This is a genomic window from Bizionia sp. M204 (assembly GCF_023205095.1).
Lineage (GTDB): Bacteria > Bacteroidota > Bacteroidia > Flavobacteriales > Flavobacteriaceae > Algorimicrobium > Algorimicrobium hallyeonense.
The window spans coordinates 1,430,945-1,448,572 of the sequence record NZ_CP046242.1 but is presented as its reverse complement, the minus strand read 5'-3'; the positions used below and the strand labels follow the sequence as shown (position 1 = coordinate 1,448,572).

Genomic DNA, 17,628 nt, shown 5'->3' with positions numbered 1-17,628 from the left:
ATCTAAAAAACAAAAATGAGTAACATAACAACCAACATAAAAGGCATACGCGATATCATGCGTAAAGACACAGGAGTAGATGGCGATGCGCAACGAATTTCGCAAATGGTCTGGATGCTTTTTATGAAAATATTTGCCGACAAAGAAGAAGAATGGGAAATCACCATAGACAATTACGAAAGCCCAATCCCTGAACACTTAAAATGGCAAAACTGGGCAGCAGATGATGAAGGCTTAACAGGTGATGCTTTAATGGAGTTTATAGAAACGGAGTTATTTCCAGCATTAAAAGAGTTGGATATTACTATAAGTCCTCAAGCAAAAATTATACGTTCGGTATTTGATGATACCTATAACTTTATGAAAAACGGAACACTCTTCCGTCAAGTCATAAACGTAATTAACGAGATCGATTTTAATAGCACTTCTGAACGTCATGTGTTTAATGATATATACGAAACCATTTTAAAAGACCTACAATCTGCAGGTTCTTCAGGTGAGTATTACACACCAAGAGCCGTAACACAGTTTATGGTAGATATGATTAAACCACAGTTAGGGGAAACCGTACTAGATCCTGCTTGTGGAACAGGTGGGTTTTTAACTTGTACTATTGATGGCGTACGCAGTCAAGTAAAAACACCAAAAGATAGAGATATTTTACAAACCTCCATTCGTGGTGTAGAAAAAAAACCATTGCCACATTTACTGTGTACCACTAATTTAATGCTACACGGTTTCGATTTACCTGTAGTGCGTAGAGATAATTTACTAGGCAAGCCCTATGCCGATTGGGGCGCAAAAGATAAATTGGATATCATCCTATCTAATCCACCTTTTGGAGGCGTAGAAGAAGATGGTACCGAAACCAATTTTCCTAAAAAGTTTAGAACCAAAGAAACTGCCGATTTATTCCTAGCCTTAATCATTAAGCTTTTAAAAGACAAAGGACGTTGTGCTATTGTATTACCAGATGGAACGTTGTTTGGCGAAGGTATGAAAACACGCCTAAAAGAAGAATTATTAGACAAATGTAACCTACATACTATTGTGCGTTTGCCAAATGGTGTGTTTAACCCTTACACTAGTATTAAAACTAATTTACTATTTTTTGAAAAAGGAACACCCACTAAAGAAATTTGGTATTACGAACATCCATATCCAGAGGGTGTAAAAAGTTACAATAAAGGAAATCCTATCAATATCAAGGAATTCGATATTGAAAAAGCATGGTGGAACAATCGCGAAGAAAACACACAAGCTTGGAAAGTCTCTATAGAAGACATTAAAAAAAGAGGTTATAATTTAGATATTAAAAACCCACACCAAGAGATAGATACTTTAGCAAGCCCAGAAGTCTTATTAGAAAAATTTAGAACCACCGAACAAAAAATTTCTACCATACAAGATGAAATTATTAACGTATTAACAGAAGCTTTAAAATAGACTGTCATTGCGAGGAGGCACGACGTGGCAATCTCATCAATAGAAGCAATCTCATAATTATATATGAAACTACTACAACATTTTAAAGAACTTACGGTTAGACCTAAAAATGCCCAAGAATTAAAAGGCTTGATTTTGCAATTGGCAATACAAGGAAAACTGACAGCGAATTGGAGAGCGGAAAATCCTGATGTTGAACCTGCTTCGGAATTATTAAAAAGAATACAAAAAGAGAAGGAGCAGCTTGTTAAGGATAAAAAGATAAAAAAAGAAAAAGTACTACCTAAATTAATTGAAGAAGAAATTCCTTATAGAGTACCTGAAAGTTGGATGTTTACAAGGCTTGGAATTTATACACACAATTTTGGGCAAAAAACACCCGATAGAAATTTTGAATATATTGATGTTGCTTCTATAGATAATCAATTGGGAATTATTAAGAGTGATTTAAATATTTTAAATCCTGATGAAGCGCCTTCAAGAGCTAGAAAAATTGTACAAAAAGGGTGTGTAATATACTCAACCGTTAGGCCATATCTTTTAAATATTGCTTGTGTAGATAGGGATTTTGAGAACGAAGCCATTGCAAGTACAGCATTTTCAATATTAAATCCAATTTTAGGTTGCTCACCATTTTATTTATACCATTTATTACGGTCTTTTTATTTTGTTGACTACGTTGATACTTTTAGTAAAGGAGTTGCCTATCCTGCAATAAATGATAAAAATTTATTGAATGCACCAATTCCTATTCCGCCACTAGAAGAACAAAAAGTAATCGTAAAAGTAGTAAAAACCCTTTTTAAAGAAGTAGAGCAATTAGAGCAATTAACGGTGGAACGTATTGGTTTAAAAGAAGATTTTGTAACATCTGCTTTAAATCAACTCACCACAAATAAAGCTAACCAAGAATGGACTTTTTTACAAGACCATTTTAAAAGTTTCTTTAATGAAACCACTAACATTAAAAAGTTAAGAGAAACGGTTTTACAATTGGCTGTGCAAGGAAAACTAACAGCAGATTGGCGTTCTTGTCATCCAGAGCAAAGCGAAGGATCTCACCATGCTAGTAATCTTCTAAAACGCATCCAAGAAGAGAAAGCACAATTAATCAAAGACAAAAAAATAAAAAAGGAAAAAGCCTTACCTAAAATCACAAAAGAAGAAATTCCTTATGATTTACCTGAGGGTTGGGTTTGGTGTAGGTTAGGTCATACATTATTATATTCAGATTCTGGTAAAAGTCCCAATTGTGAGAAAAGACCGGTTATAAATGAGGAATGGGGAGTTCTCACAACTACTGCTGTACAACAAAATAAGTTTATTGAAAACGCAAATAAGGTATTGCCCACAAATTATGAAATCAACCCAAAACAAATAGTACAAGTTGGGGATATTTTAATAACAAGAGCAGGTCCAATAAACAGAACAGGTATAGCATGTAAAGTTGACCGACTTCAATTTAATTTAATTTTATCCGATAAGACAATACGATTAAAATATATTGAAGAATCATTGTTCCCTGACTTTATTGTTTTGACTTTAAATAGTGCATCAATAAGGAAACTATTACTTAATAAAATGATTGGTATGGCCTCTAGTCAGGTAAACATTTCACAAGCAAATATAAAAGGTATTTGTTTTCCGTTTCCACCACTAGAAGAACAAAAAGCCATCGTAGAAAAAGTAAATGGGTTGATGGGTTTATGTGATGCTTTAGAGCAAGAAGTACAACAAAGCCAAGAACATAGTGAGATGTTGATGCAGAGTTGTTTGCGGGAGGTTTTTGAAGGAGAGAAAGTAGAAGAAAAAATATAATTGTATTACAATGAAAAGAATTCCTTTTTTAAGCAGTTGGTTACATTTAGGAACGTATTCATTTGATAAGTATATTGATTTTATCGAAAATAATTTTGAATCTACTTTTTCAGAAATTGAAGAAAAGTTTAAAGAATTACATGCAATACCTGAAGATGATCCAATTAGAGAAAGAGAAGAGTATCATCAAAGTTATTATGATCATTTATTTGATTCTGCAATTGATGAACATTATGAACATGATGTTTTTCAACAACGATATAGGTATTCTGTTATAATTCAATTATTCATCTTTTTTGAAACTGAAATGACAAGAATAATAAATTATCATAAAGAAGAAGTTGAAACTAATCATAGAGGCACTTTTTTAGAGAAGGCTAAAATGGTATTTAAAGCAAAAGTGAATATAACAACTTTTGCTCAACACACTTTTTTAATGAATTTTTTAGAATTAAGAAATGTACTTGTACACTATAATGGTAAGGTTAAAAGTAGTCAACCAAAAATTGATAAAAAAATAAATTGCTTAAAAGCCTTAAAAAAAGTTAAAGGATTTACTCTAAAAGAAACGGAAAACATTAAATCTATACATTACGAGGTGAAAATTGAAGAACAAGAGTTTTTGAAATATTCATTAAAACAAATTGAAGATTTCTTAAATAATTTGCACAAAGAATTAAAAAAAGATTAGTGTAAAAAGGAAATACATTAATGGATTTATATGATACTTTAAAGCAAGAAGTACAACAAAAGTCAAGAACATTGTGAGATGTTAATGCAGAGTTGTTTGCGGGAGGTTTTTGAAGAAACTTTTTAAATAATTATGAAACAAAAAGAACTAAACACTTTTGAACATCTTGATAATATTATGAATACAATTCAGGATTTAATTGATGTTAAACAGGATTTTACAGGTTTTGTAATGTGCTGTTTAGCCATAGAGTTTTTAGGTAGTTTTTCTGATGAAAAAACATTTGATGAGTCAAATTCAACCAATCGCTTCAAGAATGGACTTGATCATTTTAAAAACTCAAAATATAATATGCATAAGAATTTGTTGTATAAAGAATTAAGGGGAGGTTTAGTGCATCAGTTAAGACCACTAGAGACATTATTCTTGACATCTCATTCTGTCCATAATGCAAATAAAGAAGACCATCTGTCAACTAATAAGGAAAGTAAAGTGATAATAGTTTTGGAACAGTTATTTGAAGATTTAAAGGATGCAATTAAAAAATTTAAAAACAAGCTTAAAAAACCTAATCATTCATTTGATAGAAAGAAAATTGAAGCAAAACACATAATAATTACAGAAATAAATATACCTGATAGTGAATCTGATGCGTATTTTGGCACAGGTCATACTCTAACTAACAGAACAAAAATAATTTAGATAAACATCAAAATGATTAATTCTGATTTTTTAAAATCTCAAAAAAATAAATTATGGATCAACTTTATTCTTTAAGAAAAAAATTTACAATAATTGGTGTTACTGGCAAGAATGGAGCTGGTTGTTCCGAAATTGCAAACAAATTAGCGGATGAGAATTTTAACAAATCGCTTAAAAATTTAATTCAAGTAAAGTCTACTGATACAGATCAATTAAAACTTAATGTGTGTTCTAATTATTTATTAAATGATAATAATTGGTTTAAGTTTAAAGTATTGAACTATAAAGACGTTCTTTTCTTTCATTTAATTTATGAGGCTATTAATGCTTCTCAAGATAAAATTAGTGCAATTGATAATATAATTGAAATTATTAATCAGAATGGACTATCAACTGGCGACGAATATGAAAATAGATTTGATGTTATTGATGGATTTGAAGTTAATATCAGACAGTTTTTTAATGATGAAGATGAAAATTGGTTTACTTACCCAGACGAAAATTTGACTTGTTCATCCCTTAAAGAATGTTTGAAATCAAAAAAGGAATGTTCTTATTTTTATGATTATTATTTTGAATTCTTTGAAGATTTTTCAAGTAGGTTTTATGCGATTTTAAATAAACTAGATTTAACAAAACGTACTAGATTAACTCATGATTTAGCTAATAATTTAAGAGCATTTGGCACTGTTTACTCAAAAGATGAAAAAGCAGATTTAGATAATATTTATACAATAGCTGAGACAATTAATAGGTTAATTAAAAACTGGAAAGAGAAAAATGAACATACTAAAATTGTTATTGATTCTTTAAAAAACTCTTTAGAGTTAATGTACTTTAAAGAAAAGTTCTCTGCGTTTTATACAATTGCGACTAATAAATCAGATTATGAAAGAGCACTTTATTTAAAAGGCAAAATCACGGAATGTTTTAAAGATGTTTATTCTCAAGAACAAATAACATCTCATGTTACAAACTTAATTCAACTTGATGATTCAGAATATAAAGGAAGTCAAGTTAACAGCGGTGAATTCTCATCACCAGATATAGAAAATTGTATTCAAAAAAGTGATTATCATATATTTTATTCACAAGTAGCAAAAGTTGTAAATGATAAATTAGAGTTTAATCAAAAGATTAAAATAGATACAAAAGATGAGATAAAGCTAAAAAAAGAATTAGCTAATTATCACGAGTTAAATTTATTGCCTCAGCTAGCTAAATTAATTGCACTAATTCATCAGCCTGGTATTATAACACCAACTGCCTATGAAAGGACTATGCAAGTTGCATTTAGCGCTAAAGTAAATTCTGGTTGTATATCGAGACAGGTGGGTGCAGTTGTAACTGATGAAAGTTATTCAATTAAAGCAATAGGTTGGAATGACATTCCAAGATTTCAAATTCCATGTAATTTAAGAAGTGCAAATGATTTAATTAAAGGAGAAAACCCAGAACATTTTAGTGATTTTGAAAAAGGTGATGAAGGAGAATATAAAGACGGTGAATCATTTAAGGAGAAGTTTACAAAGGAATTTGTAAAGATTGATAGTGCAAAGTTAGAAGGAAGACATTGTTCATTTTGTTTCAAGACTTTTCATAATGCCTTTGAAGGAGAAAAAAACCAAGTTCATACTAGATCATTGCATGCAGAAGAAAATGCAATGCTTCAAATAACGAAATACGGTGGGCAAGGTATTAAGAATGGAAATCTGTTTACAACAGCTAGTCCGTGTGAATTGTGTTCAAAAAAAGCATTTCAATTAGGGATTAAAAGAATTTTTTATATAGATCCATATCCAGGAATAGCAACTACTCATATTCTAACAAATAGCAAAGATGAAACAGTAAAACCAAAACTTTCAATGTTCCAAGGTGCAGTTGGCAAAGCTTATCATAAATTATATGAGCCTTTTATGGCATATAAGGATGAGCTTAATATTTTGGCAAGTGTTAAGCCCAAAGAAAATAAAGTGTTAAAAATTGAAAGTTTAACGAAAGACAAAGAACAAAGAGAATTAATTGATAAAATTCTACATGATGAAGATTTTAGAAATAGTGTAAAGTCTTTAAATAATGAATCAAATAATTAATGGAGATGAAATGGCTAAAAAACATATTAGGTATAAATGATCAACAAAACGATTTAAATGAATTAAAATCCTCATTAGGTGAATCAATAAAATTATTAAAGGACTCGCTTGATGAGATTAAAAGTGTTAAAGCTGTTTCAGACAAGAATGAAACAGCTTTACAAAGCATTGAGGGTAGTTTAGAAATTTCATTTAATAAAAACTATTATAAAATAATTAAAGAGATTGAAAAGAAACTAAGTGATATTAATGACAGTTTTAATTCAGAAATAGATAAAAAATTATTAAATACAGAAAAATCTATTTCAAGTAAATTAGAAAACCAACATTTAAAAGAGTTAGAGGAAATTAAAGAAAAGACCAAGTTTGAGTTAAATAGTATTAAACAGGAAGTAACTCAAGTCCTCGAGATTCTAAACCCTAAACCTGTTCCAATAGATTTTAAGCTCGTTGATCCTCTGGATAATAGTGTTGAGTTATTCTCATTTCATAAAATATTAGAGCCTACGTATGGCCATAATAAATTAGAAGTGAAAAATGGGAAGTCTATATTGAGTAATCTAGTCGGTTCAATACCAGAATTGACTTCAGTAGGACTATTAGCAAATTCTTATTGTTTTGTCTTTCCGGAAGGAGCGATTGGAAAGGTTATGCAGATTGGTTCAGGACAAGGAACAGCAATCATGCAAAAAGGCAGAATTATAGCTCATGGCTCTTATATTCCAAATGCACTACTAGCTGCACCTTTGGCTATATATACCATTGGTTCTATGATAGTAAGGCAACATTACCTAAATAAAATTCACAAAAAACTAAAGTATATAGAAATTGGTTTGGATAATCTTATTAAGTTGGTATTTGTAGATAAAAGATCCAGAATAGATTCTATAATCTATTTCTTTAAAAAATCTTTTCATGAATATGATAATGTGAACACAAATCTTAATTACAAAAATGCAATTCTAACAAATCTTATTGCCAAAAACATTGAAGTTTATGAATTAATTCAGTTTTATGCCAACTCCATTCATTTGACTAAAAATTATAAAAGTGAAACAAATAGTTATGATTTTGAAAATAATGTAAAATCATTTATAGAACTACAGGAACTTTTTCTTTTCGGAAAAATGTTATCATTTATGTATTCAAATTTGTTTGATAATGAAATAAATGAAGATTTAAAAAAGGAACTTCGTGAAGTTTCTGATCTGTATATAAAGGTTCTAAATCAAAATAGTAAGGAAATTAGTAGTGTCTTGAATCAGAATAATCCAAGAATGCAGGATTGGTGGTTAAATCGAAAACGTAAAAAAGAAATAATTAGAGGACAAACTATACAAGATTTATTGACATTAGAAGTTGTTAAGAGTGAAGTTAATGGCAATTTTGAGAAGGGTCAAAATCTTATTAGTGATTTAATTTTCCAAATTGAAAAACCACAAGAGTTTGTTATTGAGCAAGGTCAACTGTATCAAGTTAATTGAAAATATGAAACTAACCGACAACCTTTTATCAGAATTACAAAACCGTCTAAAAGTAGGTAATAGGAGAGGTGTGCATTTAAATGCCTTACCTGGTCGGTCTCGCTATAAATTTGATGTTAGCAGATTAAGTTATATTAATAAAAACCTGCCTAACGAATTTATTTCAGCTTTATTAAGTGAGAACCCTTTGAAGTTTAAAGTCTCTTGGAAAAACAATGTGTCGGATTTCAACGGTTTGTTTGAAGAAGACCAAATCAACTTGGTTCGGATTAAAAAATCTTTCGAAAACTTAATCAACCAAACAGATGCCGTAGAATCTGAAAAGGGCATCAACACCTTTGGTTTTGGTTATCCACTATTAGTGCGTCGTGATGTTTCAGATAATAAACTTACCGTGGCTCCATTGCTCATTTGGTCTTTACGAATTAAACGAACAGGTGATTTTAATACTTGGGTTATTCAGCGTAATGATGATGATCCAATTTACTTTAATGAAATACTAATAAACCATTTACAAAGTGATGCAGATGTAAAGTTAAATCAGATTTCGTCTGAAATGATGGATGATGGCTTAATTGATTTGGATGAATTGGTAGGCATTTGCCAAGACGTTATTGAAAAAACAAATACCAGTCCAGACTCTAATTTAAAGATGAGTTTAAAAGCTAATCTCACCAAGATAAAGCGCATTAAAGACAAAGCTCACTATGAGAGTTTGCCTTTAACCGTTAATAATGCAAAGATTGAATATGGCGGTATTTTCTCCATTTTTGAAGTTCAAAAACAGAGTATCATTAATGATTATGATCAATTATTGCAGGAAGATGAAGAATTTCTTGATTTAGATGATTTAAAAAATCATGCATTTCAATCTATTTCTTCTGTAGAAACAGACCCTTCTCAACAAGGCATATTAAATGCCTTAGCAACTAAACGAAATTTATTGATACAAGGTCCGCCAGGAACAGGTAAAAGTCAGTCTTTGACTGCTATACTTGTTAATGCACTTGAAAACAAAAAGAAGGTTATTGTGGTATGTGAAAAAATCACAGCTCTCGAGGTTTTGGAAAATGCATTGGTAGAGCTTGGTTTGCAAGATATGGTTGTAATGATTAACGATGCTGTTAAAGACAGGCGTAAAGCGGTTAATTTGGCTAGACAAAAACTAGAAGATTCTAAAGTTTATTCTGGCACCAATGATAGGTTAACATTAGATTCTATTATCACAAAAGCTCAAGGATTAATAGATTCCATTAATGCTAAACATAAAAAAATAAACGAAAAGATTATTGGTAATGATGTTTGGACTCAAGTAGTAGGTAAATTTTTAAAAAATAATGAACCAGGAGCAGAGGTTGTAGATTTAGATCTAGATGCTATTTCGTTTCAATTTAATTATGAAGAGTTATACCTGTATATTGAAACTATAAAAAAGGCGGAAGTATTTTATAACATCTATTCGAAATTTTCAGAGAAGTCCTTTCTAAACCCTGAGAAGTACAAAAGTGATAATCCGTATGAAATTGAGAATAATGTCGCTAACGACTTTAAATCCTATAAAAAGCAGTTAACAGAACTGAAACATACAATTGAAGAATTTCAATCTAAATATGATAAAAACATTGATATTCTAGATTTTGATAAAACAAGCAAAGTTTGGTTTAAAATAGTCGCCATTTTTGATAAGAAAAAAAGCAGTTTAATTAAAGATCAAGTTATCATTCAAAAAAATCTCAATAAACTTGTTGATAGAATTATTACAGATCAATGGATAGATAACATAGAGCTCAATACATCGGTAATTGAAGATATTGAAACTTTAGAAAAATCAATTGAAAGCTTTGATGCGTTTATAACAAATGAAAATGAATTATTTTCCAATGAATACCACTGGTTCTATTTTTTAAGCACATTAGATGCTATGAATCTGAAAATTATAGAGCGTTTGAAAGGGAAAGAGAATTGGGAGAAAACATTTTTACAGGTTTATTTAAATAAATTACTTTATAAATATTCCTCCAATGATTTGCCTACAAATGATAATGAGCATATAGAATACACAAAGGCTGTACAAGGCTTAAAGCGAGAACAAATAAAATTTATAAAAACGTATTGGAAAGATAGGTTTTTAAAAGATGCTACTAGATTTAATAAAAGTTTTCTTATTAAAGTTCGCAACTTGTATAACAAGCGCAGTAGTACTAAATATAAGCGCCATTCTTTAAGGCAAATTGTGAATTATGATATTAATTTATTTACATCCTGTTTTCCTATTATATTAACAACACCTGATGCTTGTTCTACCTTATTTAATAATCGTAGAAAATTTTTTGATATTGTTTTGTTTGATGAAGCAAGTCAATTGCGATTAGAAGATAATTTGCCTGCTTTATTGAAAGGAAAGCAAGTGGTAATAGCTGGTGATGAGCATCAGATGCCACCTTCCAATTACTTTAGTAAAATATTTGAGGGTAGTATTGAGGATGAAGACGATCTAGAGGAAGAAGTTGAGGCAGTAAGAGAACGAGATAACTTTTTACTGGGTTGTGAATCCTTACTAGAATTTGGTACAGAACTGGATTTTCAAAAAAGCTTTTTAGATTTTCATTATCGTTCAAGACATCCCTATTTAATAGACTTTTCAAATCATGCCTTTTATAATAGACGCTTAAAACCCCTGCCAAATCAGTTTGAATATAATCCGATAAATTATATTCAGGTTAATGGCACGTTTTCAGACCACACAAATGAATTAGAAGCTGAAATGGTGTTGTCCATTATTGAGAATAATATAAATCCGTATCCTAATGGTGAGTATCCTTCCGTAGGAATTGCCACTTTTAATATAGCGCAACGAAACTTGATTTTAAGTAAGATTTATGAGCGTAATAAATTTGCAAAGTATCAGGATTTTAATGATAAAATGATTCATCTTCACGAAAAAGGGTTTTTCGTTAAAAACTTAGAGAATATTCAAGGAGATGAGAGAGATGTTATTATCTTATCTACGACATATGGGGTCAATAAAGATGGGAAATTTGCACAACGTTTTGGCCCATTAAATCATGTAAAAGGCTATAAATTATTAAACGTTATAATTACCAGAGCTAAATATAAGGTTTATGTATGCTCATCCATACCTCAAGAGGTGTTTTTGGATTATAACCAGTATTTGGTTACAGAAGGAACCAACAATAGAAGAGGCGTATTTTTTGCCTATCTAGCCTATGCAAAAGCCGTTAGTGATGGGAATGATAGGTTACGAAATGCTATTCTTGACGACTTGTCTTCCAATGTTAAAGAAGATTTAAAACTTGGAGATGCCCTGGGAGAATTAGAATCCCCTTTTGAGGAAGAAGTATATCAAGTTTTAGTTAAGCATTTTGGACAAAAAAAAATAAAGCCACAGGTAAAATACGCAGGCTTTAGAATTGACATGGTATTTGATGCAGAAGTTAAACGAATACCAAAAATAGCCATTGAATGTGATGGCGCGGCTTATCATGGTTCTACAGAAGCTTATTTAAATGATGTCTATAGACAGAAAATATTAGAAAGTAATGGTTTTGTGTTCCATAGAATATGGAGTACTAATTGGTGGCGAAGTCCACAAAAAGAAGCTAAAAGATTAACTGATTTTATTGAAGAAACTTGTAAGTCTATAGTAAGTGCAAGTGCTTCTGAAAAGAATTCCTTAAAAGAAGCCTTTACTGATATTATAGTTACAAAGGAAGCGTCCTTAGTTGAATTAAAGGAAGAATATCAAGCAGACATAAAAGAATTTGTTGCACTTGACGAATTACCTCTTGAAGAGGAAATTAAAGAAAAGATTATTCCTCCTATGCAACAGGAATTATTTCAAGATAGCGTTGTTCTTAAAAGTATTGTTGAAATTAAATATATAAATATTGGGAAAAATTTTAAAGTTCAGTTAGTTGACGAACGCATTAAACAGTTTAATATAAATAATGATTTTCAAAAAATTGATTATAAATCACCATTAGGAAATTCCTTATTAGGTAAATGTGTTGGAGATGCTGTTCAAGTTGGTAATTTGGAGAATTATGTTGAGGTTTTAGCGATAGAAATTAATGAATAAAACAGAAATAAATATAATGTTTTCAACAAGTAATCTTGAAAACACGCTGAATATTTTATGCAGTATTCAGAAAATAAAAACTTTAAAAAAGGATAAAGATTTTTCTTTAGCTATTACTGTTTTTGACAAAACACATGAACAAAATATATTAAATCATGCAAAAAGATATAATTTAAATATTTCGGTTGTTAACGCATCTAGTATTTCAGAATTAGAAAATAAATATGCTGATTTTTTTTATACGGCAAATTGCAGTTTAAAAGTAGATAGTATTCAAAGAGCACGCATACAACAGCAGGTGTTTATTATTGATAATTATAAGGTTTTAAAAAACTCTATCATTTGGCAAGTAGATGATGACATACTTTTTGGAAGAAGTAATTATATTAACAGTAAACATATAGTGAGCTATTTATTAAATTATTTTTCCGAAATCGTTCAGTTTTATGATAATAACAGGAGCATTGATGCTATCATAGCACCGACATCTTATGTGCCTCCCATACCTTCTTTACTTTACAGTAAAACGCAATTAGAAGATTATCTAAATCGAGAATATATAAGAAAAGAACCAGTTGATTCTTTGGAATATCATGATTATTATAATCAACCTAATGATGAAAAATCTTATTCACTATTTCTTTCAGAAACAAAAGATAAAATTGAAATAATAAGGAGCATTCTAATGGGTAAACCAATCACCAAAGTTACATGTAGTGAGGAGGGTATCAATGAACCTAAAGCTCAAAGATCAAAATTATTGAGAGGAGGAAACTTTATTGTTTTTAATATAGATATTTTTAAAATACCTCATTTAGGTTTTTGTGAAAGTGATAGTATTCCTGCCAGAAGAAGTGATATGATACATTCTCAATTGCTCATAGAATTAGGATTTAATATTGTAGATGTAAATTATTTTAGTCTTGTTCATAATAGGAGGTTTACAAACACCACTATTGAAATTTCTGCTAAAAAATACTTTTCGGATATGATTGGCGCTTTACTTATTCAGTATTTATATAAAGGGGAGAATGAATTTAATAATCGATTAAAATTTCATCAAAACCATATAAAAAAAATCGTAAAACTTCTATGTGATAATGTAGATGAAAGCATATTTAGAAATGAGATTGATAGACTGAAAGAGTTGGATATTCAAATTAATTCTTTTGATAAAGAACATTTTATAAATGCATTTGAAGATTTTAGATTAAATAAAAACCAATTAATATTAAAATTATGCAAATTGGCATCATAGGTTCAAACGAAAGCCAGTGCTCTAAAGAGTTATATGAATTTGCTTATGCCTTAGGGGTTTATTTAGGGCAAAAGGAATTCACCGTTATAAACGGAGGAATGCAGGGTACAATGGAAGCGGTTTCAAAAGGCGTAAAGTCTGTTAAGGATACAAAGTGTAAAGTTGTCGGTATTTTGCCATTTGAAGACGGTCAAAAAGCAAATAAATATTTAGATATAACTATACCAACAGGAATTGGGTTCGCTCGTAATTCTGTTCTGGTTTTGTCTTCAAATGTTTTAATTGCTTTAGGAGGTGGAGCAGGAACTTTAAATGAGATTAGTTATGCCTGGCAATTTGGTAAAAAAGTATTTTGTTATACTGGAGCAGAAGGATGGAGTAAGAAGCTCGCTAATCAAAATTTAGACAATCGGAAAGAAAATTTACTTATAGGATTTAATTCATTGGATGAACTTTGTAAATTATTATTTGATGACTAAAATCCTGATGTTTCATAGAGTATTACCAAAGGCTGAAATTATTGATAATGATGCTTATTTTTTAAGGGGAACTCTTATTTCTCAAGAACGATTAGAAAATATAATAGTTAAGTATTTGAAAGAAGATTATGTATTTAAAACTATTTGTAATCTTGAAAAAAAAACTGATTTAAAACAAGTTGCATTAACTTTTGACGATGGATATGTTGACAATTACTTATATGCAAAACCTATTTTAGAAAAATATGATGTTAAAGCTACATTTTATCCTGTTATCGGCTATTGTTTAGAGCAAACCATTGCACCTTTAGATTTTTACTATCAATATGTTAATGAAAATATAAGCAGTGAAAGTAAAGAGGAATGGATTGTTGGGAAACATAAAAAAGAGTTTTTAAACCTTCCAATGAATAAGCAAAGAGCATTTGTCAAAACCCTTTTTTATAGGGAACCCAAAACAAAGGTTTCCTATATGACTACAAACCAATTACAAGAACTTCAAGTTTTAGGTCATGAAATAGGAGGTCACTCATATTATCACGATATCTATACTAGATTAACTAAAAATAAAATAATAGAAGACATTCAAAGAACTAAAAAAGCTTTACTTCAAATAGGGATAGATATAAAATCATATGCTTATACAGATGGACAGTATAACTTGGAGGTAGTACAAGCTTTAGAGGATGTTAAAATTAGATTTAGCTGCGCTATAAAATCTAAAAGAATTTCTGATAATGAAAACCTGGAGTTAGAGCGTAAATTTATAACGGAAAATGAGTTTAACATAAAGGAACTTTTTGGAATAAGCCTATCAGTATTAGAATTGAATATTTTTTTAGAAAAAATAGATGTTTTAAAAAAAGAATTGAGTTTAAGTTTTCTAAATGATTTCATTCTTAAGGTTTTGAGTAATATTCCATTTCAAAACTATAAAATGGTAGAAAGAGGTTTTGGTCACATTCCTACAGGAAAAAACATTAAAGAAGATATGCTTTCGTTGAATGGAGGCACTTGTGCTACTATGAACATTTTTGTAGGTGCAGTACTTTATAAAATAGGGTTTAATGTTTCGTTAATACATGGAACAATGATGAATGAAAATGATCATATAGCAATTCTTTTAAATTTTGAGGATGGATTTTATATTATTGATCTAGGAGATGGACAGCCTTATTTTGAACCAATACTTACTACTGAAAATATTTTAAGAAAACACCCTTTTCGCACATACAGAACCATAAACAAAACCAAAGAACTTAGAATAGATTTTTTAATTAAGGGTAAATGGTTAACAGATGTTACTTTTTCCTTGATTCCTAAAACCTATAATCAGGTATATAAAACATTAGAACAACATTACACACTAAAAGAATTTGGCCCATTTTGGAAGGGTGTAAGATTTGCTATTTATCCCAACAAAAAAATAATTGGCATAAGAAATAAGACTTTCATTTTACAAAAAAACGACTTGATTGAAAAAATTGAAATGAAAGACAAGGCACATTTAAAAGAACTTGTTAATCAATATTTACCAGAATTTAAAGAGAGTATCGTTCAATGTTTTACTAAACAAGAATTGTTATGATAGCTACTAGTGATATTAAATTTTACGAAGAGAACGGATATTTAATTATTCGTGATTTTCTGCCAACACAGAAAGTTGATAAATTAAGCTTGAATTACAATAAGCTAAGGAAAAAATTAGCTAAACAATCTTTAATTAATTATTCTGATTATCAAAAAGAAATCTCCCAAATACGGGATGTCTGGAAGTATAATGATGAATTCAAAAATTTAATATTACGAGATGAAATAGCTAAAGTAGCACCAGTTTTTTTTAAAAATAAAAGTTGTAGGTTGCTTCACGACCATATTATTAATAAACCACTTAAAAACAATGGTTTAGTTCCTTGGCATCAAGATTATACATATTGGCCAACAGACAATCCAAATGGTTTATCGCTATGGTTGTCTTTTAGTGATTTAGATGAAAAAGCAGGCGTTTTAGAAATTATTCCCAAGTCTCATATTTTGGGAGAAGAGAAACCTATGGACTTTATAAATGATAATAAACTCTTTTCATCTAGCGATGTAAAATTCCTTACTGTGAACAAGGGAGACCTTGTTGTTCTAGATGCTCTTACTTGGCATAGGACGTCAGAAAATATTTCGGTCAGAGAAAGAAATGCCTACATTTCATTATGGATACCATCAAATTCTAGGTACGCACCTAAACATGCGAGTTGGCATCCTGTTAACGATAATATAACTGTGAATGAAAATGAAATTTTAAATGATGATTGGTTTCCTGTTATTGGGAATAAAGTTGCCGTAGAACAAATACATGAGTATAAAGACAACTCTTCAACTGAAGATATGGAGAAAATTACAATGTATAACGCTTCGAGAATAGCTAGAAATTTTCTACAGAAACATCTTAATCTAAAGAATGATATTTGGACATATATGTATATTGAACAGAATAGATTTAAATCTATTAATCTTCTAATTAATAAGTTTGAATTGGATAAAGCAGTAAAAAATGAATTAAACGAAATATTACTTTCAATGGCTATTAATGGTATAGCATATCAAAACCATAGAGGAAGAAATGTTTATAATAAATCTTATATAAAATTTAATAATATATTTAAAAATGAAATTTAATAAAGATAACTATATTGAGGAATTAAGTTATTTAGTATCTAACGATGCAATAACAAATAACTTTAAAGGCCTTAAAAGAAATTTAGATTTTATAATAAAAAAATTAAATGTGCTCGGTTTCGAGGTTGAAACAGTAGGTGAAAAAAGCAATGAACCAATTATTTATGCTGTTAAAAAAAGTTTTAAAAACGCACCGAAAATTGGAGTTTATGGTCATTATGATGTAGAGCCAACTAATGAAGAAAAATGGAATTCTCTTTCAACCAAATTAACTATTACAGATGATCGTATATTTGGAAGAGGTGTTGCAGATAATTTAGGGATTTGGCTTTTAAGAATGTATGCAGTTGAACAATTAAGTGAAACTGATATGCCGGAAATACATTGGTTGTTCCAAGGTCAAGAGGAAATAGGTTCACCATTTGCCCACCAAGAGTTTCCTTTACTAAAAATACCAAAAGTTGATGTTTGGATAGAAGAAACAGGATATTTTGATCTAACAGGTGCGCGTCAACGCTTTTTAACACTTAATGAAGATGTTAAATTAGAGAAAGCAAAGGAAATGGTTACTTCTCTTTTGGGGGAATACCAATTTACATCATATACCGAAAATAGAAGTTTAACCAAATTTGATGCTTGTCCTTTTTTAACTCATGTTTTAAAAGATCAGCCTTATTTAGCTATTGGTCCTAATGATGAATATTCTAAAATTCATGAGCCAAACGAAAGTTTATCTTTGCCTTTAATTGAAAAATCATTTGATCAATTTAAGGAGTTATTAAAGTTTTATGCCAAATAATCCTATAGGGTATTAAGTTTGAATACTATTACAATACAATTTAAGGTTACTATATGCATTCGTTATAATTTAGTTTATGTTAATATTTA

At 29.8% G+C, this 17,628-nt stretch carries 12 protein-coding genes; all 12 read left to right on the top strand.

Annotated elements, in window-relative coordinates; translation table 11 throughout:
- The first annotated feature begins 15 nt into the window (after positions 1 to 15).
- The 12 genes from GMA17_RS06550 (at position 16) to GMA17_RS06495 (ending at position 17,539) form a co-directional block, all read left to right on the top strand.
- Positions 16 to 1,446: an N-6 DNA methylase gene (locus GMA17_RS06550; protein ID WP_248400321.1), complete on the top strand. Its 1,431-nt coding sequence runs from the start codon at positions 16 to 18 to the stop codon at positions 1,444 to 1,446.
- Positions 1,447 to 1,509: 63 nt separating this feature from the next.
- On the top strand, positions 1,510 to 3,264 hold the full coding sequence (locus GMA17_RS06545; protein WP_248400320.1) for a restriction endonuclease subunit S: 1,755 nt from the start codon (positions 1,510 to 1,512) through the stop codon (positions 3,262 to 3,264).
- Between the two features lie 10 nt (positions 3,265 to 3,274).
- Positions 3,275 to 3,955, top strand: coding sequence for a hypothetical protein (locus GMA17_RS06540; RefSeq protein WP_248400319.1), 681 nt, complete (start codon positions 3,275 to 3,277; stop codon positions 3,953 to 3,955).
- Positions 3,956 to 4,087: 132 nt separating this feature from the next.
- A complete protein-coding gene (locus GMA17_RS06535; protein WP_248400318.1) occupies positions 4,088 to 4,657 on the top strand; it encodes a hypothetical protein in 570 nt (189 codons plus the stop codon).
- A gap of 53 nt (positions 4,658 to 4,710) precedes the next feature.
- Positions 4,711 to 6,750, top strand: a complete 2,040-nt coding sequence (locus GMA17_RS06530; protein WP_248400317.1) for a hypothetical protein — start codon at positions 4,711 to 4,713, stop codon at positions 6,748 to 6,750.
- Between the two features lie 5 nt (positions 6,751 to 6,755).
- Positions 6,756 to 8,234, top strand: coding sequence for a hypothetical protein (locus GMA17_RS06525; RefSeq protein WP_248400316.1), 1,479 nt, complete (start codon positions 6,756 to 6,758; stop codon positions 8,232 to 8,234).
- Positions 8,235 to 8,238: 4 nt separating this feature from the next.
- Positions 8,239 to 12,333 (top strand): AAA domain-containing protein, encoded by a 4,095-nt coding sequence (locus tag GMA17_RS06520; protein ID WP_248400314.1) that lies wholly within the window; start codon positions 8,239 to 8,241, stop codon positions 12,331 to 12,333.
- Positions 12,326 to 13,591 carry a hypothetical protein gene (locus tag GMA17_RS06515; protein WP_248400312.1) on the top strand — a complete coding sequence of 422 codons (1,266 nt, stop codon included), beginning with the start codon at positions 12,326 to 12,328 and terminating at the stop codon, positions 13,589 to 13,591. Before GMA17_RS06520 ends, GMA17_RS06515 begins: the two co-directional genes overlap by 8 nt.
- Entirely contained in the window at positions 13,573 to 14,070 is a 498-nt protein-coding gene (locus GMA17_RS06510; protein ID WP_248400311.1) for a TIGR00725 family protein, read from the top strand. The genes GMA17_RS06515 and GMA17_RS06510 overlap by 19 nt, the downstream gene beginning before the upstream one ends.
- Complete coding sequence (locus GMA17_RS06505; RefSeq protein WP_248400310.1) at positions 14,063 to 15,658, top strand: polysaccharide deacetylase family protein; 1,596 nt, start codon at positions 14,063 to 14,065, stop codon at positions 15,656 to 15,658. The genes GMA17_RS06510 and GMA17_RS06505 overlap by 8 nt, the downstream gene beginning before the upstream one ends.
- Positions 15,655 to 16,740: a phytanoyl-CoA dioxygenase family protein gene (locus tag GMA17_RS06500; protein WP_248400308.1), complete on the top strand. Its 1,086-nt coding sequence runs from the start codon at positions 15,655 to 15,657 to the stop codon at positions 16,738 to 16,740. The genes GMA17_RS06505 and GMA17_RS06500 overlap by 4 nt, the downstream gene beginning before the upstream one ends.
- Positions 16,730 to 17,539, top strand: coding sequence for a M20/M25/M40 family metallo-hydrolase (locus GMA17_RS06495; protein ID WP_248400307.1), 810 nt, complete (start codon positions 16,730 to 16,732; stop codon positions 17,537 to 17,539). Before GMA17_RS06500 ends, GMA17_RS06495 begins: the two co-directional genes overlap by 11 nt.
- Positions 17,540 to 17,628: the final 89 nt, after the last annotated feature.

What these genes read in the sequence shown, in the direction of transcription:
- GMA17_RS06550 (WP_248400321.1), top strand. Translation starts at nt 16, where the DNA reads ATGAGTAACATAACAACCAACATAAAAGGCATACGCGATATCATGCGT.
- GMA17_RS06545 (WP_248400320.1), top strand. Translation starts at nt 1,510, where the DNA reads ATGAAACTACTACAACATTTTAAAGAACTTACGGTTAGACCTAAAAAT.
- GMA17_RS06540 (WP_248400319.1), top strand. Translation starts at nt 3,275, where the DNA reads ATGAAAAGAATTCCTTTTTTAAGCAGTTGGTTACATTTAGGAACGTAT.
- GMA17_RS06535 (WP_248400318.1), top strand. Translation starts at nt 4,088, where the DNA reads ATGAAACAAAAAGAACTAAACACTTTTGAACATCTTGATAATATTATG.
- GMA17_RS06530 (WP_248400317.1), top strand. Translation starts at nt 4,711, where the DNA reads ATGGATCAACTTTATTCTTTAAGAAAAAAATTTACAATAATTGGTGTT.
- GMA17_RS06525 (WP_248400316.1), top strand. Translation starts at nt 6,756, where the DNA reads ATGAAATGGCTAAAAAACATATTAGGTATAAATGATCAACAAAACGAT.
- GMA17_RS06520 (WP_248400314.1), top strand. Translation starts at nt 8,239, where the DNA reads ATGAAACTAACCGACAACCTTTTATCAGAATTACAAAACCGTCTAAAA.
- GMA17_RS06515 (WP_248400312.1), top strand. Translation starts at nt 12,326, where the DNA reads ATGAATAAAACAGAAATAAATATAATGTTTTCAACAAGTAATCTTGAA.
- GMA17_RS06510 (WP_248400311.1), top strand. Translation starts at nt 13,573, where the DNA reads ATGCAAATTGGCATCATAGGTTCAAACGAAAGCCAGTGCTCTAAAGAG.
- GMA17_RS06505 (WP_248400310.1), top strand. Translation starts at nt 14,063, where the DNA reads ATGACTAAAATCCTGATGTTTCATAGAGTATTACCAAAGGCTGAAATT.
- GMA17_RS06500 (WP_248400308.1), top strand. Translation starts at nt 15,655, where the DNA reads ATGATAGCTACTAGTGATATTAAATTTTACGAAGAGAACGGATATTTA.
- GMA17_RS06495 (WP_248400307.1), top strand. Translation starts at nt 16,730, where the DNA reads ATGAAATTTAATAAAGATAACTATATTGAGGAATTAAGTTATTTAGTA.